Raw genomic sequence first — 21,150 nt, 5'->3', positions numbered from 1 at the left:
TTTTTCAGTATCAGTCATGATAAGATAATTATAACTACAAGTGTATTTGCTTGAGGGGGTTAGAACATATGAAAACAAGAGCTTTATGTTTATTGACAGTTCTTTGCGTTATACTGAGCTTGCTTCCGGTATCAGCAGAGGGAGCTCCCGTCATAACCATAACTGGCCAGCCGCAGGAAACAATCGAGCAAATAAAAGGAGGAAGAGGCAGATGGCTCTTAAAGGTTTATGCACGTGTGTCAGAAGATGCAGAACTTAGCTATCAATGGTACTCAAACACCGTTAACGATAATAATTCCGGAACACCTATTCCAGGTGCTACAAAAGAATATATGAGATTCCAACAGATTTGGAAGGAGGAATCTATTACTATTATTGCAAATTAAGCGCTCCTGGTGCAGAGCCGGTTTGTACAAATGTTTCAACGGTTACTGTTAAGGTTCAACAATCCAGAAAGGCACCTCCTGTACCGGTCCTTGTGTCGATAACACCGGACAGCATTACTCTTAAAGATGATCAAAACCTTGAATACAGCCTGGATGGGAAGAAATGGCGTGGCCCGGTATTTTCGGGGCTTACTCCCGATACCACATATACAGTCTATGCCAGGTACGTAGGTTATTTTAATTACGAGCCTTCTTTGGCAAGTGAGCCGTTAGTGGTCAAGACGCTAAACTGTATAAGGACAAAGGAGAGCAGGAAGCTCCCAAACTGGAATTATTGGGCAAAACCGGCAGAAGCGTTGCGCTAAAACCCATTGAAGGAGCTGAATATAGCAAAGACCTGAAGACGTGGCAGGACAGTAATACATTCTATAATCTTTCCGTATCTACCGAATATACATTTTATGCTCGTATGAAAGAAACTGATGATCTGAAAAGGTCGCCGGAAAGTTCCCCACTTACTATTTTAACTAATGAGTCCGGAGGATTTCCCTTTGTACCGGGTAATGGTACAGACGGGGTCATTAGGACTGAGGGGGGTTGGGCATATATCAAAACCCACGATGATGTTGCCTTTGAGCCTAGTTATTCCACTGGTGTTGTTGGGCTGAACAGATACATTTATCTCCCTTTCTATTTCGAGCATCTGGGTGATAACAAATATTATATTTATCATGCTAACGGAGGATACCTTTCATACCAGGGTACACTAAAAAAGGACGCAGAAATCATTATCAGCGAAAAGCCGTGTGTATGGCAGGTTTATGCTCAGAATGCAGGAGGCTATATTGAATATAACATCTGTGTCGCCAGTGATACGCATTATTTTATCAAAACCTTGAGTTCCGGTGTGAAACTGGCATATAACAACTCAAAATCTTTCCAGCGGATGGTGCGCAGTTTAAAATAGACACCTGGGGTGTAGTGAGTGATATTCCTCAGTGGTGGAAAGAGTATAAAGAAGGAAAAACCGAACCAACATACGATGTTGAATTAACAACAACCTATGAATCTTCTCAAAGAAAAAAGCAATCTGGGGGACAGGGAGCTTCAGAGGGAACATCATCAGGCCCAAAACCATCCGGAGGAACCCTTGAAAAATCAGACCCGGTTACTCCGCCAATTAGCGTACCGGTTACTGCCAACCCAAGTCAGACGAGATTTGTGATGAATGGCCAGCCCGTATCAGTTACGGAGGCGTATATCATAAATGACACCAATTATTTGCAGATTCGGGCAATTGCTTCGATGCTGAACGGCACTGCTGCTCAGTTTGATATAGGTTGGGATGGACAGTATGCCGTCATAGAACCCGGCAAGCCTTTTAGCGGCACAGTTACTGAGGCCAAGCTTCAAAGTACTACCAATGTCCAAAAGAGCGGCACGAAGTTCAAGATGGACGGCGAAGTATTTACTTTTTTTGACGCACGGTTGATTGACGGCGCTACCAACTACATTCAACTGCGGGAGTTCGCACAGAAGCTTTCCGGGACTGTATCGCAGTTCAATGTATACTGGGACAATGATGCACGCCAGGCAGTTATCCAGCCGGGTGTAACATATACTGGGTACCCACCGGTTATTGAGACATCTGACGATACAGATACAAGCAGTGAAGAGGTGAGGGCTGAAATTTATTGCATAAAAGCTTCAAAAAACGAAAACTTTGTCATAGAAGTGGCCGATGCAAGCACAGAGGATGGTGTAAAACTCAAGCTTGGCACCAAGACCGGTGATGATAATCAAAAATTCAAATTTATCAAAGTGGAGAAAGATGTGTATGTCATCCAGTGTGTTCATTCCGGTAAGCTGTGGACCAGCGGCGGGAAGAAGGGGGCGGTACTTACCCAGTCCCTCTCTGCATCTGATGCCAACTCTTATGCCTTCAGAGTAATAAAACAGGCTGACGGAACCTACAGGATTATGGATAACACAGGACTTTATGCAGGTGTTTCAGATGCTAAAGTGGAAAACAGAACCAATATCATACTTGGTACAGAAGCTTCAGATGAAAGCCAGGTATTTATTTTAGAAAGGATACCATAAACCGGAATTTCATAGAGCAAGACTCTTAAGCTTAAATTCTGAAAAAAGAGAGTATCGCAAATTGCTTCCTAAAGCAGCGTGTGATACTCTTTTTTTCCGGCATACATATTCCAAATAGTTTTCATTCCGATAATACTATAAAGCAACGTGTGATACTCTTTTCTTTTTCCGGCATGCATGGCCCAAAGAGTTTTTATTCCGATAATACTATTACGAAATGCGGTTTAAAATATCTTTTGTTTAAAGCAATTCGAAACATTCAAGTGAAAGGCTTGTTCAAAAAAAGTTTCCCTACGGTTGATTTTATCACCTTATATTAACCATAAATCCATTGAGGTATGATTTGATAGAAGGGTATAATAAAAGTGGGTGATGAAGATGAAAGAAATCAATATTGCCAGAACCATCGTTAAAATGCGGCGAGAGAAGGGGCTGACGCAGGAAGACCTTGCAAATTACATTGGCGTATCGAAGGCTTCGGTTTCAAAATGGGAAACCGGCCAGAGTTATCCTGACATTACTTTTCTGCCGCAGCTTGCCACACTTTTTAATATAAGCATTGATGAGCTCATGGGTTATGAACCTCAAATGAGTAAAGAGGATATCCGTAAATTGTACGTGAAATTATCTGCCGATTTTGCTTCCAAGCCCTTTGATGAAGTATTGGATTGTTGCCGTGAAATTGCTAAAAAGTATTTTTCCTGCTTTCCCCTGTTATTCCACATTGGAGCGCTGCTTGTAAACAACAGCACGGAATCGGGAGACAAGGAAAAAACCCTTTCTGTGCTTGAGGAAGCCAAAGAGCTGTTTGTTCGGGTAAAAACAGAAAGTGAAGATGCGGAGCTTGTGCAGCTTTCCTTGTATATGGAGGCATGCTGCGCGTTGATGCTGGGAAATCCAAACGAAGTAATTGAGCTTTTGGAGGGAACAAGAAAGAAAATCATTTCCAGTGAAATGCTTCTTGCTTCAGCTTATCAAATGGTTGGTAAATCGAAAGAAGCCAAAATGACATTGCAAGTTGCTATATATCAGCACATGTGTAATCTCTTTAGTGCATTAACGGATTATCTTATTCTTTGCACAGACAACTCCGAACAGTTTGATAAAACGCTGAAGCGAGCAAATGACATTGCTGAAGCTTTTGACTTAAAAAACCTTCATCCGTCGTTTCTCATAAAGCTCTACAACGTTGCTGCCCAAGGGTGTATGATGCTTGGAAATAGAGAGAGAGCCCTGGAGATGCTTGAAAAATACACAGAGCTTGTCACCGGTGATATTTATCCGTTGCAGTTAAAAGGAGACGAATATTTTTATCTGATAGATCAGTGGATTGGGGAGCTCGATTTAGGAAATGCTCTTCCAAGGAGTGAAAAAATTATACGTAAAAGCATAGCCGACGGAGTAATCAATAACCCTGTGTTTTCAACGTTGGCTGATGAAATCCGGTTTAAGAGGATTGCAGAAAAACTGAAAAATAACTGTTAGCAACAGGATGTATTATGAAAGAAATGAAATCAAGACCTTATTAAAGGAGGAATGAATCATGGATTTGGCTACGTTGAAAGAATATTTACCGTTTCTTATTCCGTTGGTGATCGCGCAGTATGCACTTGCTATTACTGCACTTGTACATGTGTTGCGTCATCCCCATTACCGTTTCGGAAATAAAGTGATGTGGGTTTTGATCGTTCTGTTTATACAGTTTATCGGTCCGGCAATATACTTTGCTTTCGGTAGAGGTGAGGAATAAATGGGTGTCTTGGAAATCAGACAGCTTTATAAGAGCTTTGGGCACCATGAGGTGTTGAAGGGATTGGATATGGATGTTCCCGAGCATTCTATATTCGGATTTGTCGGACAGAACGGAGCTGGTAAAACGACAACAATGAAAATTATTCTTGGGCTATTGAAGCCGGACAGCGGTTCTGTAACCGTATGCGGTGAAAAAGTTACGTATGGCGAATCCAAAGCCAACCGCCACATAGGTTTTCTTCCGGATGTTCCTGAGTTTTATGGGTACATGAATCCAATGGAATATTTGAAGCTGTGCGGTGAGATAGCCGGTCTTTCGAAGACCCAAATCAAGTCAAAGAGCGAGGAATTACTGGAGCTTGTGGGGCTGAAAGACCAAAAAAAGAGAATTGGAGGGTTTTCCAGAGGAATGAAGCAGCGCCTTGGCATTGCCCAAGCCTTGCTCAATGAACCAAAGCTCCTTATCTGTGATGAACCTACATCAGCGCTTGATCCCATCGGCAGGAAGGAAATACTCGATATTTTACTTGCGGCAAAAGGGAAGACGACCATCGTATTTTCGACCCATATCCTGTCGGATGTTGAAAGGATATGCGACCGTATTGCGGTATTGCATGACGGAAAGCTTGCGCTTTGCGGTACACTTTCTGAAATAAAGGAGCGTCATAGGCTCCACGGTTTTGTCCTTGAGTTTGAGAGTGAAAAAGCAGCTTCCTGTTTTGAAAATGCGGAAGAGTTGAAGCAGCCGTCAATCAGTCTGTCACGAGATGGGAGCACTGTAAAGGTGTTTATGAAAGATGGCGATATGGACGGGCATTTTCTGCTCGGTGTGCTATCGCAAAAGCGTATTGTTCCGTTAAAATTCGCAGTGATGGAACCGACTTTGGAAAGCTTGTTTATGGAGGTGGTTCGATGAAAGGCTATTTGGCGTTTTTGAAAAAAGAGTTCTTTGAATACACAAAAACCTATAAACTATTCATTATGCTAATGGTTTTTGCGGTTTTCGGAATCACGAATCCCCTTATAGCAAAATTGATGCCTGAAATTGTTAATAGCTTTGTAACCGACGGTATAGTCATAACATTACCGGAGCCGTCGGCCTATGATGCCTGGGCGCAGTTTTTCAAAAATGCGACGCAAATGGGATTTATCGTGATGGTAATTCTGTTTAGCGGGGTTTTATCATCCGAACTGTCAAAGGGAACCCTTATCAATTTGCTGACAAAAGGCTTGTCCAGAACAGCGGTTATTCTTTCAAAATACACCTGCATGGTTTTGGTATGGACGATGAGTATTGTCCTGTGCTTCGGGCTGACTTACGGTTATACGGCGTATCTTTTCCCGCAGTAAAACATCCAATCTGCTGTTTTCTGTGTTTTGCCTATGGCTGTTTGGCCTGTTTTTGTTGGCGGCGTTATTGTTTTCAGCCACATTAACAGGAAACAGTTATGGAGGCCTGCTTATAACAGGTGCCGTTGTGGTTGTCTGTATGATTATGAACATCATACCCAAGGTGCATAGGTACAACCCCATTTCTTTAGCGACGGATAATATGGGATTGATTATGAATTCCGTAGAGGTGTCTTCTCTTTATAGCACTATCATGATTTCCTGTTTGCTTTCATTGATTTTTGTGTTCCTTTCGGTGGTTATATTTAGAAAGAAGCAATTGTAACCGGCAGCATATCTAAAGTCTACCGTTATCAATTCGTGCCATGCGGAGTGTGCGGCATGGATACCCAAAAAATAAAGTTTATAAAGCCTTGAAGATGCTGAGTTTCGGCAAATCTGCCAACTCGAATATGCCCTTGATATGTGTTAATTGGAATATATCGGGGTATATTTTTGTATGAATTTTGAGCAAAGATCAGGATGGGTGAGCTGGCAGATTTGATAATGGCTTTTTTGTAGGAGGAGAAGTAGATAGAATATTTCCAAATACACCATCGTTACTTTATTGTGCATTAATTGCTCAGTCCGCACATTGGCCAGAATGGGCAATTACATCTGAAAAAGACAAATATCCTGGAATATTTAGAACAATTGGATATGGTATTCCTGATGTAACAAGAGCAACGCAAAATAGTGAATATAGAATTACATTTATTATAGAGAATATATTAGAAATTGGTGAAGGAGAGGCACATATTTTCAGAGTGCCAATTCCAGAAGAATTGAGTAGTGTAGGCGAAAATTTCAATGTACTCGTAGAAATAACTTTATCATATTCAGCAAAACCAAGGAGAACGAGGCGAGGTGTGAAGAGTTATTTATCAACATGGCTTGACTGGTGTTGTAGCAGAATAGGCGAAGATTACACTACATTTACTCGCCGAATATTTGAAACTGGTAGTTCTATTGATGATGATGGAAATTTCGAATGGGTAATTGGAGATGTAATTAATAGAGGAATTACTTCTAACTTTTCTAGAAAAAAGAACTTTGCAAAAATATTGGGAAGTTATTTAATCTAATCAATTAAGCGATGCTTTTTGCATTGCAGTTCGTGGTCACAAAGGTTGGGGAGCGTTGTTTAAAGCAAAATACTTTTTGGTGGCAAGTTTTGAAGCTATTGATCAAGATATACCTATTTATGAGCCTATCCGTTCAATGGTAGAGGTTGAAGTTGACAACGATGAAATACAGGTTCAAATTTAGAACGAGTAGATTCACTAAATCTTATATAATAAAGTATCAGTGGCAATGATATATTAATTGCAATAGGATTTATAGCATATATTATTATATCAATACTGGATTATATGAAAGAATGTTGTTATAAAAAGGGTTAGAATAGGGAAATTTGCATTGCCCTTCTGCATCTCTAGATTCTTGTGCATGAATAACTTTTAGCATTGGAGCTACTTCTTTTACCTTGGAAGGTGGTGTAACTGTAAAAACATTTCGGTAGAAATGCACTATGCAGCATGGGTATTTAGCCTTTGGATAAACGTAAGCGTAAAAGTGTGTCCTGAAGATTGATTGTAATGAAATGAGGGATGAAGGACGCAATCAAATCATGCTTTGTAAGAGATGAGAGAAGGATTCTAGGAATCGATATTCAGATGCAGGTTTCAAACTGCCTATTGGTGCTGCAGTCAGAAACTGTGGTATTGAGCGTAATTAAAAAAGGTTGATGAATCAATCAAGTTCATGCCAAGAAGCTGAATGAATGTAAATGATCAATTCAAGAAGCGTCGTTAATACATAGGTGCAGTCGAAACCGGGTGTTTATTTACCACACGTGATAAGTCTGAAGGGGCCTGATTACCGTTCAGACGGCTGCTGGCGTAGAGGTTGCAGAGCTTGGCACAGGATCTTACAAGGAACAGGAGGGGTCTGTGCTCTAATGTTAAGTGAAAAATCCAAGAGAGGGAATGACAAGGATAAAAGAAGCAATGTAGGGTATAGATGCGAAAGAATCCATAGTAGTGTAGAAGCTGCTGTAATGGCAGTTGAGCGAAGGGATTCTGTTATCTATAATTCTAATGTTAGACAACCAGAAATTGGAGGATTTAATGGGGGAAGGAAAGTCGTTTGAGGTCTCATGACATCAGGTGCTGGAGGCGTATAAGCGTGTAAAAGCGAATCATGGCGAGGATGGCATTGATGGAGTAGCAGTGAAGTCAACTGGCGTTGACAATAAAATACGTACGCTCTGTTGAAGATTCCTGCAGCAAGGCTGTGAGAATAGCCCTAGTTAAATTGACCTGATGAAATCAAATTTTCAGAAAGCAATTGGAATAATTCGATATGTTGTAGTATAATTACAACTTGAATACTCTATATTGTATAAGTATAATATCAATAAATGTTTTATCATATAAGCTAATTAGGCTGTGCAGCAAATTAAATAAGTTCTTCTTTTTCACTGTATTTAAAAGTAGTAAAAGAGAGTAACATTATTACGAAAATAAGCAGTTTTCAAAGGATTTTGAATTTTTATGTAGAATACATAACCATAATAATTGGGTTAAGGTGGTAAAATGTACAATCTTGAAGAACTTAAGAGTATTCTAGTAGTAGAGGTTGCTGAAAGACTAGGAATAAAAGTAACGAAAAATAAGGCTATGTGCTTCAATAATCATGATAAAAAAACTCCTAGTCTAAGCTTTAATACCAAAGAAAACTATTGGTACTGTTTTGGATGTAATGAAGGTGGTAATCCTATACAACTTGTACAAAAAGTACTTCGAATTAACTTTGTAGATGCTTGTCATTGGCTGTCAAAAGAGTTTTCTATCACGTCTGGATATAGTAAAGATAGAAGCTTAACTTTTAATATGAATCAATTTATTCAAGGACACAAAAGCATTTCCGAAAAGATCGATAGAGCAAATCCTCATATTGAAGTGTATGAGTGGCTTGTAAATTATTGTACTTTGGATACTAATGCTTACAAATATCTTGTTAAAGACAGAAAATTTAATAAAGAAGTAATTATGCATTTTAATGTCAAATCTATAGAAAACCCTACTCAAGTGTTCCATAAGGCAAAATCAGTATGGGGAATTGACCGGCTTTTGAAATGTGGTCTTGCCAAGATATCTGACAGAGACACTCCAGTATTTATTTGGACAAGCCCTGTTATTTTGTTTCCGTTTTATAACCTAGATAATAGAATTGAGTACCTTCAAGGAAGGCAAATAGGAGACAGAGAACCTAGATATATTAACTTGAATGGTATAAGAACACATATTTATAGCATTAATGTATTAAATCAAATTGGTAAAAATGATTTTTTATATATATGCGAAGGTATTACAGATGTCCTTTCTGCTTATCAAATGGGTATAAAAGCAATTGGCATTCTTGGTGCTAATAATTTTAAAGACGAATGGGTGTACTATTTTACTAATTATAGAATTAGGATAATTCCTGACTCTGATAAAGGTGGCAACGAGTTTGCAATTAATGTACAAAATGCTTTTCGTAAAATAGGAAAACCCGTCCAAATAATAAAACTTAAAGATGCAAAGGATCTTACAGAGTATAGAGTAAGAAGGTGCGTGTAATTATGGATGATATTATTAGCCAGATAATAAATCCAGAGAATTTATATTGGGCTTGGGAGAAAGCTAAGAAAGCTTACAGCCAAGTTGATACTTTATATGATGAAATTGAAGTTGCTGCATTTGAAACAAATTTAGCTGAAGAACTCCAAAAGATCCAAAAAGATATTTCAAATGAAAGTTACAAAGTTTCTCCGATAAAGCCAGTTGCTCATCCCAAATCCGCGAAGAAAAATAAACCGAGAACGAGACAAACTTTTTGGATTTCTGTTCGTGATCAGGTGACGTGGATAGCAGTTGTAAATATAATTGGTCCGTATCTGGACCGTGCCATGCCTTTTTGGAGCTTTGGTAACAGGTTATATATATCTGTTTTCCCTAAAAAAGAAGAAAGTAAAGGAGAAATTAAATGGGGTTTTGGACCTTATAGGCATACAACAAAACATATCTATCGGAAATGGAAACAGAGTTGGCCCTTTTACAGAAGATGCGTTTCAATTGTGACTAAAAAAATGACACATATTAGAGCTAAAGATGGTTCGAATACTGATAACGCTTCTTGGTATGATGAAAAAGAATTCGAGGTTATGGAAAATAATGAGAGTTTACCTGAGCATTTAAAAGTAAAATATCTTGAAAATGAATATTGGGAAGAGCAGGAGTTAAGCGGAGAAATCTACTGGGCAAGTATTGATTTGAAAGAGTTTTATCCAAATATAAATACTGATGTTATTATAAATAATTTTAAAGAGTATTTTCCTAAAGATAAACAAACACCGGAACTAGAAAATTTATTTAAGACTTTATTGATGTTTCCAATCGATAAATCAGGTTGGACTAAAAGCCAACTGGAAAAAATTGGTATTAGAGATGAAGAAATCTGTAAAGGCATTCCGACTGGTCTTTTCGTTGCAGGTTTTCTGGCAAATTTAGCTCTACTGCATATAGATAAAAAAATAGATAAATTTCTTAGTAATAATAAAAAAGTGGCGCATTTTAGGTTTGTAGATGATCATGTTTTTCTGGCGGATAGTTATGATAATCTTAAATGTTGGATTGAGCAATATGAAAATTTACTAAATGAGAGCGGAATTGGTGTTAAGATCAATGAAGATAAAATTGAACCTGAAGCATTAAGAGAGTTTTATAAAAGAAAAAAAACTAAGCGTGCTCAAAAACTTGACAAGTTAGCTTGTTATGGTACTAAGTTAGATCCCAATTATCCTGCTCCGTTAATGACACAAACATTAACGAAAATTTCAAATATTGTAAAGATTGATTTTGATTTGCTGGAAGAGAGCGAGAGGGATCAAATAATATCAGATATAGAGCATTTGTTAATTACTGATTTCCCAGATGAAGAGTTAAGACGAGATACTCGTATTTCTTTTGCAGCTACTATGCTATCGAGACTAGTACCTAAGATTCAGATTGATATTACTGAGTTATATGAAATTGATAAGCAAAAGAGTTATAAAAGAGATGAATATAAGAGTAGCAAAGAAGATATAAGTAAATATAAAGAAGATTCTAAACGATACAAAGAAATAAAAAACCAAATAGATCAATTAAAATCGAACATTAAAGAACTTAATGATAATTTTAAAAAAAATAAGAAAAATTTTGATAAAAAAGAGTTCATATCCTTGAAGCATACTTCTAAATTAATGCTAAAAGCGCTGAGAGATAATTACGAAAAACCGAAATTATGGGTACGTGCGATTGAATTTTGCCGAAAAACTGGTATTAATGAAATTGATTCTATATGGGAATTGTTGAAGAATTGTTAAAAGCAAAAATTATAAATTTGTTAACTGCAGGCTTCATCTACTCGCTTCTTTTCAAAACATTATCATTTCAATTAATATTAGCTTATAAAGAAGTTAGTGGGCCAAATGTAGATCCTATTACTTTAAAACGCTCAAAAAAATTTCTAGCTTGTTTATTGGATGAAAAATTTATTGAATCAAAAATAACTCTAGTGAAAAAATGTAAAAAAACTTATGAAAGAAGAAGTTTTAGCCTTTTTATGTTTACCCGTTCAGTTATAAAATATTATTTAAATTGTTCTTCAAAAAATATAAATAAATCATATAATTTATTTGAATATATTGCTAACGACAATACATGTTTAATTTGCAAAGATAAATATTTATTTATTAACATGATATGGTGGATTTTATGTATAATAATTGATAAAACTTCTTCAGTGCCGCCCTTAATATGGTATGATGCAGTAAAATATTTATGTCATAATAAAGATATTATTGATTCGCCAGCAGGTATGGCAATAATTTTTCTATATCCTCAAGAGCTCCCTGCTGAAATTGTTGATTGCGTATTTTTAAATAAAAAGATGAAAAATTACTTAAAATATGAATATGAAGGGGTGGTTTTTGATGTTATTGCAGGTTTGAAAGCCAGACAAAAAGATTATGATGATCTAACGCAGAATAAACTGGTAAAGAAAGTTTCAAAAATTTTAAACTTTAATAGTGATATGTATATTACATTATATCAATGGGTAGAATGGGCAAAAAAATTTGAGAGAAATTCATCGGCTTATGATCCCAGATTATCTGAATGGACTGCATTAGAGATTGTTAAAAGGATTGCCGAAATACACCATTCAAAAATACATATTATTGAACTTGTAAATAATCGTCAATTATTTATGGATGCGGACGAACGATATTATCGTGTTCATCCATCTAATTATCTTTTGCCAATAGAATGGATACGAAATTCAAGTGTTTTATCATGGGAAGATTGGAAGAAGTGCATAGACATACAACATAAGAATAGTAAGACAGTAAAGTTAAGGAGTACCGGAGAGACGATATATGACTATAGATATACACCGGTCATCTTAGATCCTTATTCCTGTGAGAATCGTGAATTATCTGTCATTCATGGTCTTGGGATTTTACTTATTGGACTATTGTTAAAAGATTTTAAATACCCGGCAATTTATAATCCAATTGGCATGCAAAAAGTTTGGGTGTCGGTTTTGAAAGCAAAACTTGAATATTATCCAGTATCTTCACGAACTTTAGGAATCATAAATGGATGTTTATCCAAAAGAAACTTAGAAACTAAATTTTTGACTACATATCAACGTGAACTGATACCAGACGATGATACAATAATAGACCCGCCTGAAATTTTCACAATATCAGACTTTATTCAAAATGTAGAAAAGGCTCAAAAGATTCTTGAAAGTTATCAGTTAACAGTACAGGAGCATGGACCAAGACAGCTAATACCTGTTAGCTTAATACAATTAACAAGAGATTACAATCCTTATAAACACATAGAGGAAGGTATAGAAGATGAACACATATAGAGGCTTGGAAGAGTATTTGAGAATTGGTTTTGTCCAATCAGTGGTTGACTGTGAGTATGCGTGGTGTAAACCTCGTCCGACCATTAATATGAAAAAATGGGTGAAGATAAAGGCTTGGCAAGATATAAAAAAGGATTTTGCAATTTAAGCGGTGATCGGGAAAAACCTCATATTGTTGTCTTACCCGAGTTGACAGTTTCAAATTGTTACATTAAGCATTTAAAAGAATTGAGTAAAGTTATCAATTCTGTAGTAATTGCTGGTCTAGATTTCCAAGTAAATGCTGGCAATAAAGTCAGTAATAAGGCTGTTGTTGTTATCCCCAATAATTGGACAAATACTCAAAGATCTACCAGAACATCATGTATTTATTTTGGTAAAACTCACTTTTCCAATGAAGAGTTGGAACTCTTTAAGAAATTGAACACTCATTATAAACCTAAGGATAAATACTCACATTTGCCAGATCATGTGAACTATATAATTGACGCTGGACCTTTTGGCAATATTGGAGTGGCTATATGTTCTGATTTTTTTGATATTGAAAGGTTTGTAATTTATAAAGGAAAAATTCATCACATGATTGTAATTTCCAATAATATGGATACGAATTCGTACTATTTTTTAGCTGAAGCAATAGCGAGACTGGTATTTTGTAATGTAGTAATTTGTAATACTGGTTATTACGGAGATTCTATAGCTTTTTCGCCGTACAGAGAGCCATTCAAAAGGATTATTTATCGTCATCAGGGACAACAATTATTTTCTTCACAGGTAGTATCTTTACCTGTAGTTTCACTGGATGAGGCTCAACGTAATCCTACTTCACCTCCCAGCGATAATGGTAAAAGCATTTTTAAGTCTGCACCTCCAGGGTATATACGGCATATTTAGGTTAATTAATTATGTTAGTGAAAAAGCTGGATGATTATCTTTGATTCACACTGAAGCCTGAATTCAACTAATAAAGAATTAATAAAGAATAGAACAATTGTCCTAATTAAGAACCGTGTTTTTATATTCCTGTACTTTGTTTTTTGGACAAATTTCTTTACATATAAAGAATAATTCGATATAATTAAAGTAATAATAAACTAGACTTTATAATATGATAAAACACCTTTATAATTAAAGAAATTATAGAGTAAATTAAAGAGGTACCTATAATGGTAGGCTATATTCAGCTTGTAAAATTAAATACTTTCACAATGGAGGATGTATACAAGCTTGTCGGAAACAAAAAGACTGCATCTTCTCTAGTTCTTCGTTTGTCAAAAAAAGGTTTGGTGAAGAAAATCAGAAATAATCTATATACATGTATCAATGTGGCCGATGGACAGCCTGTAGCAACTAAATACCACATAGCTTGTGCCATCAAAAATACTGCTTATCTTTCGCATCATTCAGCTTTTGAATATATGGGTATATCAAATCAGGTGTTTTATGAGATCTATGTTTCTTCTGAAAAACGCTTCGATGATTTTGAATTTAATGGGATAACCTACAAATATGTTTCATCGAAAATATCAAGTGGAGTTATAGAGCCAAAAATACACTGGGAATTCGGGTTACTTCACTGGAGCGTACAGTTGTTGACAGTATAAAAGACTTTGAAAAAATCGGAGGTCTTGAAGAGCTGTTAAATTGCATAGAATCTATGCCATACCTGAATGAAAATGAATTGATCAAGTATTTGGATGCATATAACCTGCAGTTTTTATATCAGAAGACAGGTTTTCTAATGGAACACTTTAAAGACCAATTCCAGTTATCTGATGAATTTATATCCTATTGCAAGAGTAAAATCGGAAAAAGCACACGTTATCTGACGAAGGATAGTACAAAGTATTTGAATAAATGGAGATTAGTAATTCCTGAAGATCTTTTTCAAATAACTGAGCAAGGAGGAATCCCTCTTGTTTAAATATGATAAAAACTATATTTCAAAAAGAGCTTCTGAATTTGAATTTGTTCGTGACACTTTGGAATTTGATGATCCGGAGATTATAAAACGAATAGAAAATCATCCTATGGCACTATGGAAAACTATGTAGTTAGAATTTCAAAGACGTAATAGCCTGCAAAAAAATTATAATATACACAAAAAATTTAATTTATAATGGAGGAATTCTACAATGAGTGTGGATTTGAATTTTTGGAGATACAAAGAAAACTTTGCACACGACCATATAAAAGTATATCGAACCGCGTGCTGTGAAGGAGAGTTGATGGAAGAACTTGAAACTCTTCCGATTAATGATATTTTAAAGAAAATTGCGGTTGCTTTTTCTGATTGGACTATCCAAAATAGTGGAAAGTATTTTGAAAAAGAGGGGTATGGTGCGTTTCAGATTTTTACAACTCCGCAAATAGTAAGATTTGATTGCTATGATATGCAAGAGGCTGATATGAACGTTCTTATAGATATTTTATTTGATTTTGGTTGTCCTCTGTATGATCCTCAAATATCAACAAGATTTGATTCTTGGACAGATAGATAACAAGGTAGAAATAAACTTAGTCCGAACTTTCTAATGGTTTGATGAACAGGGAGCAAAGTGAGGCTTGCTTGAAAAGAAAATACAATATTCAAAAACTTGATATAGTACAGCAATTTCAATGGGATTAGTGTTTTTACAAATTGAAAAAGAGAGGGATAACCTCTCTTTTTCAAATGGAGATGTATGTTTTGTATGAAGGGTAGGAATTCAATTCAGGTATGTTGATTTTTAAACAGCGGTTAATTGTCCAGCTTTGCAGGAATCACTGCGCCGTTGTAAGTATCGGTTATGTACTTCCTGACATCTTCCGACTGCAAAGCTTTTACCAAAGCGACAATGGCGGGATTATTCAAATCTTCTTCCCGAACGGCAATGATATTGGCATAAGGACTATCGTTTCCTTCGCTGAAGAGCTTTGCTGAAGTAATTTTTGCTTCCAAGGCCTTATTTGTGTTGGTGATAAAGAAATCATAGTCGTCTTTTGTAGGAATAATCTGTGCTGAGTCAAGCTCAACAATCTCTATCGGACGAAGATATTCTGCGATATCCGAGACCGAAGCGCTGAGAGATGTTGCGGTTTCGGGATTAAGCTTGATAAATCCGTTTTCTTCGAGAATGCGCAAGGCCCGGTATTCGTTGGTACCATCATTAGGAATTGCTACAACTGCATTATCCGGTATGTCTTCTTTTGAACTGTATTTGTCGGAATATGCAGTAATGGGTTCTACATGGATATCTCCGGCATTTACAAGGTTGTATCCGTTTACCTCGTTCCACTCCTTTAGATAAGGCTCATGCTGAAAAAAGTTGAAATCAATTTCTCCCTTTGCAAGTTTTTCGTTGGTGGTGTTATCTGCAGCTGTTGCAACCAATTTAACAATAATACCTTGCTCTTCCAGCTTGGGAGCTACAAATTCGATGAGCTCGGAGTGGGGAACCAAATCGGCGATACCCTTAATTGTTATTGTTTCTTTAGAAGGTGACGGATTTGCATTGTTGTCAGAAGTCGGGATATCCGAAGAAACGGTTGACTTTTTCGAATCTCCTCCTTTGCCGCATCCGGTAAGGAAGCTCAAAGCTAATATCAATGTAAAGATAATAAGAATCACATTATGTTTTTTCATTTTCAATCTCCTCCAATCAATTAAATTAAATTTCTCTTTTTCAGGATTTGCTTGGATGTAAAGTTTCCAATCCACTGAACCAGTTGGACAAGGGCAATCAAAACATAGACGGATGCAAACAAAACATCATGCTGAAAACGCTGATAGCCAAACCTTACTGCTATATCTCCGATGCCTCCGGCTCCAAACATACCCGCAAGTGCGGTCATGGAAATTACGGCAATGACAGCTACTGTAAACCCACGGATTAAGGAAGGTAAAGTTTCAGGAATTAATATGCGAAATATTATTTGAAAATTAGTGCTGCCAATGGACTTTGCTGCCTCAATCTTTCCTTTTGAAATCTCAAGCAGACTGCTCTCGACGATTCTTGCATACATTGGGATACAGCTGGCGGCGATGGATATGATACAGGCGTTGGTGCCGTAGGATTTACCGAAAAAAAGCCGCGCCACCGGAATCATCAAAATGATCATAATCATTTGGGGGAGGGAACGCAGTGCGTTAATCAGCCAGCCCGACCCGGTATATAAAGTTTTCATGGGTACCAAGCCGTCCGGATTGGTTACGGTCAACAAAATGCCGAGCAAAAGGCCGAACACCAGCATTATTATAGAAGACACTATTGTCATATACAGTGTTTCTCCAACAGCGGGCACCAGCCGTACCCATATATCCGGTGCAAAAGAACCTTTTATCACCTCCCAAATTGGGGTATCCAGCAAACTCATACCATCACTCCTCCTTTACGATGATTTATAATGTTGAAATTATTAAATACCGAAACCGTTTTCAAATTCCGTTACCCGCTGAAATTCGGTAAATACCTTGGCAAACAGGGCTCCGGTACGGCTAAGGGGGTTGTTGAAAATTTCCTGAACGGACCCTACTTCAATGATTTTACCGTCTTCCAGAACGGCCATCCGGTCACAGGTATATCGAATGGCATCCAGCTCGTGGGTAATCATTAAAATGGTAATACCGGTAGCTCGATTTATTTCTTTAAGTAAATCCAGAATCTGCAGGGTGGTTTGAGGATCAAGGCAGAGGTTGCTTCATCGCTTAGCAAAAGATTCGGACGGTTAACCAATGCCCGGGCAATACCTACACGTTGCTTTTGACCTCCGGATAATCCTCCCGGGTAAGCGTTCAGCTTATCGGACAAACCAACAAGCTCGGCTGTTTCCAAAACTCTCTTACGAATTTCCGATTTTGGTATTTTGCTTATTTTCAATGGGTAGGAAATGTTATGATAAACGGTTTTGGATTCAAACAAATTAAAGGTTTGAAAAATCATGCCAATCTTTTTTCTCTCTTGCAGCAGTTGCTTTTTTGAAAGATTGAGTATTTCAACGCCTCCCACTTTGATACTTCCTGAATCCGGCGTTTCAAGCCGGTTGATGCATCGGGCAAGTGTGGATTTTCCTGCCCCGCTGAATCCTATAATCCCAAATATCTCACCCTCCCGCACCGTTAAGTCAATTCCCTTTAGTACTTGAAGCGGGCCGTTGTGTGTACGGAAGGTTTTATGTACGCCTGAAATCTGAATATAATCATCCATAACACCCATTTCGCACAGCGCCGGTTTTGACATTCTGTGCTTCTCCTTTCCGCTGAAATTATTAAAGCATTATCACAAGTTTTTAATGGAATGCTAAATCTAAATTCTCTGTCTACCCCAAATAATACAAAAAGCAGCCGGGATAACTCCAATCCCGACTGCAAAAAGCACAGAAGGGTAGATTTATCCACCGGTAGGAAATTTGGGCATACAGATAGCCCGCATAATCATACAACAGTTCATATTATTATTTATCATAAGGCAAATTGTGTTTTTCATATTGTGCATCCTTTCTTTCAAAATACCCCAGACCAAAAACATACTAATCATATATAAATTATATGAATTAAAAACAAAAAAGTCAATAATAAATTTGGCCAATTCACAAATTTTTGGTGAATTGGCCAAGAAATTGATCTTATTAAATGTAGAGCTTAAATGTAGAACATCATTGCGCTATAATCTTTATGCTTTTCTGCTTCTGCAACCAAGTCTGCAATTGTAATCGTACTGAGAGTTTGTCTCACGTTTTTATCCAAGACTTCAAAAACCGATAACCGGAGGGCTTGTTCAATATCGAGGGCTTTATCCGAAACTGTTTCCTGTGCTTGCTCAAATAACGATACTTCGACGGACAACAATACATCCAGTACGGTTATTTGACTTGGTGGTCTTGTTAACAGATATCCGCCCTGGGTACCTTGGTGGAACTAACGATCTTTGCTTTTTTTAACAAGGAGAATACCTGCTCCAAATAGATTTTAGATATTCCCAGTTTTTCAGAAATGCTAATTACCGTAATATGTTCTCCGTTGTTATATTGCTGTGCCATACTGATAACCTCTGCCAGGGCATATCGTCCTTTTGCTGATATTCTCATCCTTATCACTCATTTCATATATATATAGTATGTAATTATGATAAAAGGATAAAGTTGTATTGTCAATAGGCCTTCCTTTTTATCCCTTTCCATTCATAAGAACAGCTTCTATACTTGCTTCATAATTCTGCTCAATACTTTATTTATTAATACATTTCCATTCAAAAAAATAAAACATATATGAATAGTAAATTTTATATTGACAATTTGGAATAAAAAGTTTATGATAAAACATATAAAACATATATGAATAATAAATTTCTATAAATGGAGGTAACAGGTATGTCCATAACCTCTAAGAACCTAAAGAATCCCATCGGAAAAAAACTTTGTTAGAAGGGAAGCATCCAGATTTAATACGCCCAGACTACTAATATTGAAAGGAATGATTGATTTGGCACGTTACAAATATATTGAATCGGCAGTTATCCATGGCGGCATTTATGGAGATTTCCATACTGGTGCAGTAAATACCCCTATTTATCAAACTTCTACCTTTGAACAGGACGGTTTGGGTAAGCCCCGCTCAAATTGGGAATATTCCCGGACGGGAAATCCTACGCGGGCAGCGTTGGAGGCCCTGATTGCAGAGTTGGAGGGAGGGGCCGGGGGATTTGCATTTTCTTCCGGTATGGCGGCAATCGATGCGGTTTTACATCTCTTTAAATCCGGGGACAGTGTCATTATTTCCGACAATGTGTATGGAGGAACTTTCCGAATCCTGGATAAAATCTTCAAGCAGTACGGGCTCAGCTATAAAATTGTAGACACCACTGATTTGGCAGCACTTGAAAGTGCCTTTACTTCGGACGTTAAGGCTTTGTTGATTGAATCTCCGGCCAATCCGCTGCTCAAAGTTACGGATATTGCGGCGGCAGCAGAAATTGCGAGATCCAAAGGTGCGCTGACTATAGTGGATAATACTTTCATGACGCCTTATCTGCAACGTCCTTTAGAGCTTGGTGCGGATATTGTCGTGCATTCGGCAACCAAATATTTAGGTGGACATAGCGATGTTATTGCGGGATTTGTCATTGTAAAAGATGATGAACTGGCAGAAAAGCTGCATTTCATACAAAATGCGGTGGGAGCCGTTGCCGGGCCGTTTGATTCTTTCTTGCTCATTCGTAGTATCAAGACGTTGGCAGTGCGCATGGAAGCCCATGTGTCCAATGCAGAAAAATTAGCAGAGGCTTTAAAGAGCAATCCGGCAGTTAAAAACATTTATTATCCCGGCTTAAAATCTGCTCAAGGATATGAAATTCAAAAGAGGCAGGCAAAAAACGGCGGAGCCATGATTTCCTTTGAGCTACATAATAATTATGACATCAACAAGTTTTTTGAAGGTTTAGAGATGATTGCTCTTGCGGAAAGCTTGGGCGGTGTTGAAAGCCTTGTTTGCCATCCTTCAAGCATGACCCATGCATCTATTCCAAAGGAAATACGTGAAAGATAGGCATTACGGATACATTGGTCCGCTTGTCGGTGGGTATTGAAAATTATGATGATTTACAAAACGATTTATTTTCTGCTATAGAAGGAGCTCGAGTATTATGAAGTATGATGATATGCAACAACTTATAGGAAACACACCTCTTGTACGCCTTCGCCATTCCGGTTTTCCTGACGGCGTCCGTGTATATGCCAAGCTTGAACTATATAACCCCAGTGGCAGTGTAAAAGACCGAATCGGAAAATATATGATTGAAGATGCTGAAAAAAGAGGTATTCTGGTTCCTGGCAGCACAATAGTGGAAGGAACTGCGGGAAATACCGGACTGGGTATTGCTTTTGCCGCCCTTAACCGGGGTTATCGGTTAATTATGGTGGTGCCGACCAAATTCTCGCAAGAAAAACAGGCTCTGCTCCGCGCTCTTGGTGCGGAGGTAATTAACACACCCCGTGAAGAAGGAATGTTGGGAGCGGAACGAAAAGCAGAGGAATTGCGACAGTCCATCCCTAAAGCCGTTTCACTGGAACAATTCCGAAATCCGTCAAATCCGTTGGCCCATTACGAAACAACCGGTCCGGAAATTTGGACTGATTTGGGGGCGGACATAGATTATTTTGTCGCCGGTGCAGGAAGCGGTGGTACATATGCGGGAATCGTACGTTACTTAAAAGAACAAAAGCGGGATATAAAAGGTATTCTTGCCGACCCCATAGGTTCCACGATGGGAGGAGGAGAGCATGGTGATTATGACATAGAAGGCATTGGAAACGACTTTATACCGGATACAATGGATATGTCTCTTGTGGATGATGTTATAAAGGTCAGTGATGATGAGGCTTTTGCCGAGGCCAGGCTTCTGGCGCGAAATGAGGGTATTATTGCCGGCTCGTCCTCCGGAGCAAATCTTGCAGCGGTACGCAAGCTTGCCATGCGCATCCAGTGCGGCACCATTGTTACAGTGTTGCCTGACAGGGGTGAACGATATCTATCCAAAAATCTGTTTTTGTGAGGTGAATAAAAATGAAAAATAAA

The 21,150-nt window shown here is 37.7% G+C and carries 23 protein-coding genes and 4 pseudogenes; 22 read left to right on the top strand and 5 right to left on the bottom strand.

The features are described from left to right. Positions 1–68 precede the first annotated feature (68 nt). The 11 genes from JCM21531_RS04790 to JCM21531_RS23540 all read left to right on the top strand — a co-directional run bounded on the left by JCM21531_RS04790 (position 69) and on the right by JCM21531_RS23540 (position 6,899). Positions 69–386, top strand: a complete 318-nt coding sequence (locus JCM21531_RS04790; RefSeq protein WP_038287817.1) for a hypothetical protein — start codon at positions 69–71, stop codon at positions 384–386. Continuing rightward, the gene (locus JCM21531_RS04785; protein ID WP_038287814.1) at positions 350–751 is read left to right on the top strand and encodes a hypothetical protein; all 402 of its coding nucleotides are present in this window, start codon (positions 350–352) and stop codon (positions 749–751) included. The genes JCM21531_RS04790 and JCM21531_RS04785 overlap by 37 nt, the downstream gene beginning before the upstream one ends. After that, the gene (locus tag JCM21531_RS04780; protein ID WP_038287811.1) at positions 721–1,353 is read left to right on the top strand and encodes a ricin-type beta-trefoil lectin domain protein; all 633 of its coding nucleotides are present in this window, start codon (positions 721–723) and stop codon (positions 1,351–1,353) included. The genes JCM21531_RS04785 and JCM21531_RS04780 overlap by 31 nt, the downstream gene beginning before the upstream one ends. Positions 1,354–1,367: 14 nt before the next feature. After that, positions 1,368–2,489 carry an RICIN domain-containing protein gene (locus JCM21531_RS04775; protein WP_038287808.1) on the top strand — a complete coding sequence of 374 codons (1,122 nt, stop codon included), beginning with the start codon at positions 1,368–1,370 and terminating at the stop codon, positions 2,487–2,489. 378 nt (positions 2,490–2,867) lie between these two features. After that, the gene (locus JCM21531_RS04770) at positions 2,868–3,974 is read left to right on the top strand and encodes a helix-turn-helix domain-containing protein (protein WP_038287805.1); all 1,107 of its coding nucleotides are present in this window, start codon (positions 2,868–2,870) and stop codon (positions 3,972–3,974) included. Between the two features lie 58 nt (positions 3,975–4,032). Further along, on the top strand, positions 4,033–4,239 hold the full coding sequence (locus tag JCM21531_RS04765; RefSeq protein ID WP_038287803.1) for a PLD nuclease N-terminal domain-containing protein: 207 nt from the start codon (positions 4,033–4,035) through the stop codon (positions 4,237–4,239). Next, positions 4,240–5,157 (top strand): ABC transporter ATP-binding protein, encoded by a 918-nt coding sequence (locus JCM21531_RS04760; RefSeq protein ID WP_038287800.1) that lies wholly within the window; start codon positions 4,240–4,242, stop codon positions 5,155–5,157. It begins immediately after the preceding gene. After that, a complete protein-coding gene (locus JCM21531_RS20615; protein WP_243467225.1) occupies positions 5,154–5,591 on the top strand; it encodes an ABC transporter permease in 438 nt (145 codons plus the stop codon). Before JCM21531_RS04760 ends, JCM21531_RS20615 begins: the two co-directional genes overlap by 4 nt. Positions 5,592–5,613: 22 nt before the next feature. Beyond that, on the top strand, positions 5,614–5,916 hold the full coding sequence (locus JCM21531_RS20610) for a hypothetical protein (protein ID WP_243467224.1): 303 nt from the start codon (positions 5,614–5,616) through the stop codon (positions 5,914–5,916). A 499-nt stretch (positions 5,917–6,415) separates the two neighbouring features. After that, a complete protein-coding gene (locus JCM21531_RS04750; RefSeq protein ID WP_162149297.1) occupies positions 6,416–6,715 on the top strand; it encodes a hypothetical protein in 300 nt (99 codons plus the stop codon). Positions 6,716–6,770: 55 nt separating this feature from the next. Next, a complete protein-coding gene (locus JCM21531_RS23540; protein ID WP_265442564.1) occupies positions 6,771–6,899 on the top strand; it encodes a hypothetical protein in 129 nt (42 codons plus the stop codon). A gap of 165 nt (positions 6,900–7,064) precedes the next feature. Here the strand turns inward: JCM21531_RS23540 and JCM21531_RS18635 are convergent. Continuing rightward, positions 7,065–7,193 (bottom strand): annotated as a pseudogene (locus tag JCM21531_RS18635) (transposase); the annotation flags it as partial. Between the two features lie 47 nt (positions 7,194–7,240). Between JCM21531_RS18635 and JCM21531_RS18865 the strand changes: the two are divergent. The 9 genes from JCM21531_RS18865 (at position 7,241) to JCM21531_RS04715 (ending at position 15,100) form a co-directional block, all read left to right on the top strand. Further along, positions 7,241–7,378, top strand: a complete 138-nt coding sequence (locus tag JCM21531_RS18865) for a hypothetical protein (protein WP_157833646.1) — start codon at positions 7,241–7,243, stop codon at positions 7,376–7,378. 212 nt (positions 7,379–7,590) lie between these two features. Then, on the top strand, positions 7,591–7,782 hold the full coding sequence (locus tag JCM21531_RS04745) for a hypothetical protein (RefSeq protein ID WP_038287794.1): 192 nt from the start codon (positions 7,591–7,593) through the stop codon (positions 7,780–7,782). A gap of 445 nt (positions 7,783–8,227) precedes the next feature. Further along, positions 8,228–9,256: a CHC2 zinc finger domain-containing protein gene (locus tag JCM21531_RS04740; RefSeq protein ID WP_038287791.1), complete on the top strand. Its 1,029-nt coding sequence runs from the start codon at positions 8,228–8,230 to the stop codon at positions 9,254–9,256. A 2-nt stretch (positions 9,257–9,258) separates the two neighbouring features. Next, positions 9,259–11,043 (top strand): RNA-directed DNA polymerase, encoded by a 1,785-nt coding sequence (locus JCM21531_RS04735; protein WP_038287789.1) that lies wholly within the window; start codon positions 9,259–9,261, stop codon positions 11,041–11,043. Beyond that, a complete protein-coding gene (locus JCM21531_RS04730) occupies positions 11,019–12,599 on the top strand; it encodes a hypothetical protein (protein ID WP_038287787.1) in 1,581 nt (526 codons plus the stop codon). The genes JCM21531_RS04735 and JCM21531_RS04730 overlap by 25 nt, the downstream gene beginning before the upstream one ends. A 96-nt stretch (positions 12,600–12,695) precedes the next feature. Then, positions 12,696–13,493, top strand: a complete 798-nt coding sequence (locus tag JCM21531_RS04725) for a carbon-nitrogen hydrolase family protein (protein WP_131464387.1) — start codon at positions 12,696–12,698, stop codon at positions 13,491–13,493. 272 nt (positions 13,494–13,765) lie between these two features. After that, positions 13,766–14,203, top strand: a complete 438-nt coding sequence (locus JCM21531_RS20605; RefSeq protein WP_243467223.1) for a type IV toxin-antitoxin system AbiEi family antitoxin domain-containing protein — start codon at positions 13,766–13,768, stop codon at positions 14,201–14,203. Between the two features lie 312 nt (positions 14,204–14,515). Then, positions 14,516–14,653, top strand: coding sequence for a hypothetical protein (locus JCM21531_RS18860; protein WP_157833645.1), 138 nt, complete (start codon positions 14,516–14,518; stop codon positions 14,651–14,653). 81 nt (positions 14,654–14,734) lie between these two features. Then, positions 14,735–15,100, top strand: a complete 366-nt coding sequence (locus JCM21531_RS04715) for a hypothetical protein (RefSeq protein ID WP_038287784.1) — start codon at positions 14,735–14,737, stop codon at positions 15,098–15,100. Between the two features lie 239 nt (positions 15,101–15,339). Here the strand turns inward: JCM21531_RS04715 and JCM21531_RS04710 are convergent, their stop codons facing one another. The 4 genes and pseudogenes from JCM21531_RS04710 to JCM21531_RS04695 all read right to left on the bottom strand — a co-directional run bounded on the left by JCM21531_RS04710 (position 15,340) and on the right by JCM21531_RS04695 (position 18,665). Further along, a complete protein-coding gene (locus JCM21531_RS04710) occupies positions 15,340–16,224 on the bottom strand; it encodes a MetQ/NlpA family ABC transporter substrate-binding protein (protein ID WP_038287782.1) in 885 nt (294 codons plus the stop codon). 20 nt (positions 16,225–16,244) lie between these two features. After that, positions 16,245–16,955 (bottom strand): methionine ABC transporter permease, encoded by a 711-nt coding sequence (locus JCM21531_RS04705; protein ID WP_038287779.1) that lies wholly within the window; start codon positions 16,953–16,955, stop codon positions 16,245–16,247. A gap of 42 nt (positions 16,956–16,997) precedes the next feature. Next, positions 16,998–17,818 (bottom strand): annotated as a pseudogene (locus tag JCM21531_RS04700) (methionine ABC transporter ATP-binding protein). Between the two features lie 401 nt (positions 17,819–18,219). Further along, positions 18,220–18,665: pseudogene (locus JCM21531_RS04695) on the bottom strand (RrF2 family transcriptional regulator). Between the two features lie 394 nt (positions 18,666–19,059). On the opposite strand from JCM21531_RS04695, the pseudogene JCM21531_RS04690 reads away from it, so the two are divergent. Continuing rightward, a pseudogene (locus JCM21531_RS04690) lies at positions 19,060–20,222 on the top strand (trans-sulfuration enzyme family protein). After that, on the top strand, positions 20,219–21,127 hold the full coding sequence (locus tag JCM21531_RS04685; RefSeq protein ID WP_038287777.1) for a PLP-dependent cysteine synthase family protein: 909 nt from the start codon (positions 20,219–20,221) through the stop codon (positions 21,125–21,127). Before JCM21531_RS04690 ends, JCM21531_RS04685 begins: the two are co-directional and overlap by 4 nt. Positions 21,128–21,150 lie beyond the last annotated feature (23 nt).

The sequence above is a fragment of the Acetivibrio straminisolvens JCM 21531 genome, from assembly GCF_000521465.1.
Lineage (GTDB): Bacteria > Bacillota > Clostridia > Acetivibrionales > Acetivibrionaceae > Hungateiclostridium > Hungateiclostridium straminisolvens.
The sequence above is the reverse complement of the archived record's forward strand: the minus strand, read 5'-3'. Positions and strand labels throughout refer to the sequence as shown.

What these genes read in the sequence shown, in the direction of transcription:
- JCM21531_RS04790 (WP_038287817.1), top strand. Translation starts at nt 69, where the DNA reads ATGAAAACAAGAGCTTTATGTTTATTGACAGTTCTTTGCGTTATACTG.
- JCM21531_RS04770 (WP_038287805.1), top strand. Translation starts at nt 2,868, where the DNA reads ATGAAAGAAATCAATATTGCCAGAACCATCGTTAAAATGCGGCGAGAG.
- JCM21531_RS04765 (WP_038287803.1), top strand. Translation starts at nt 4,033, where the DNA reads ATGGATTTGGCTACGTTGAAAGAATATTTACCGTTTCTTATTCCGTTG.
- JCM21531_RS04760 (WP_038287800.1), top strand. Translation starts at nt 4,240, where the DNA reads ATGGGTGTCTTGGAAATCAGACAGCTTTATAAGAGCTTTGGGCACCAT.
- JCM21531_RS20615 (WP_243467225.1), top strand. Translation starts at nt 5,154, where the DNA reads ATGAAAGGCTATTTGGCGTTTTTGAAAAAAGAGTTCTTTGAATACACA.
- JCM21531_RS18865 (WP_157833646.1), top strand. Translation starts at nt 7,241, where the DNA reads ATGAAGGACGCAATCAAATCATGCTTTGTAAGAGATGAGAGAAGGATT.
- JCM21531_RS04745 (WP_038287794.1), top strand. Translation starts at nt 7,591, where the DNA reads ATGTTAAGTGAAAAATCCAAGAGAGGGAATGACAAGGATAAAAGAAGC.
- JCM21531_RS04740 (WP_038287791.1), top strand. Translation starts at nt 8,228, where the DNA reads ATGTACAATCTTGAAGAACTTAAGAGTATTCTAGTAGTAGAGGTTGCT.
- JCM21531_RS04735 (WP_038287789.1), top strand. Translation starts at nt 9,259, where the DNA reads ATGGATGATATTATTAGCCAGATAATAAATCCAGAGAATTTATATTGG.
- JCM21531_RS04730 (WP_038287787.1), top strand. Translation starts at nt 11,019, where the DNA reads ATGGGAATTGTTGAAGAATTGTTAAAAGCAAAAATTATAAATTTGTTA.
- JCM21531_RS04725 (WP_131464387.1), top strand. Translation starts at nt 12,696, where the DNA reads ATGGGTGAAGATAAAGGCTTGGCAAGATATAAAAAAGGATTTTGCAAT.
- JCM21531_RS20605 (WP_243467223.1), top strand. Translation starts at nt 13,766, where the DNA reads ATGGTAGGCTATATTCAGCTTGTAAAATTAAATACTTTCACAATGGAG.
- JCM21531_RS04715 (WP_038287784.1), top strand. Translation starts at nt 14,735, where the DNA reads ATGAGTGTGGATTTGAATTTTTGGAGATACAAAGAAAACTTTGCACAC.
- JCM21531_RS04710 (WP_038287782.1), bottom strand. Translation starts at nt 16,224, where the DNA reads ATGAAAAAACATAATGTGATTCTTATTATCTTTACATTGATATTAGCT.
- JCM21531_RS04705 (WP_038287779.1), bottom strand. Translation starts at nt 16,955, where the DNA reads ATGAGTTTGCTGGATACCCCAATTTGGGAGGTGATAAAAGGTTCTTTT.
- JCM21531_RS04685 (WP_038287777.1), top strand. Translation starts at nt 20,219, where the DNA reads ATGAAGTATGATGATATGCAACAACTTATAGGAAACACACCTCTTGTA.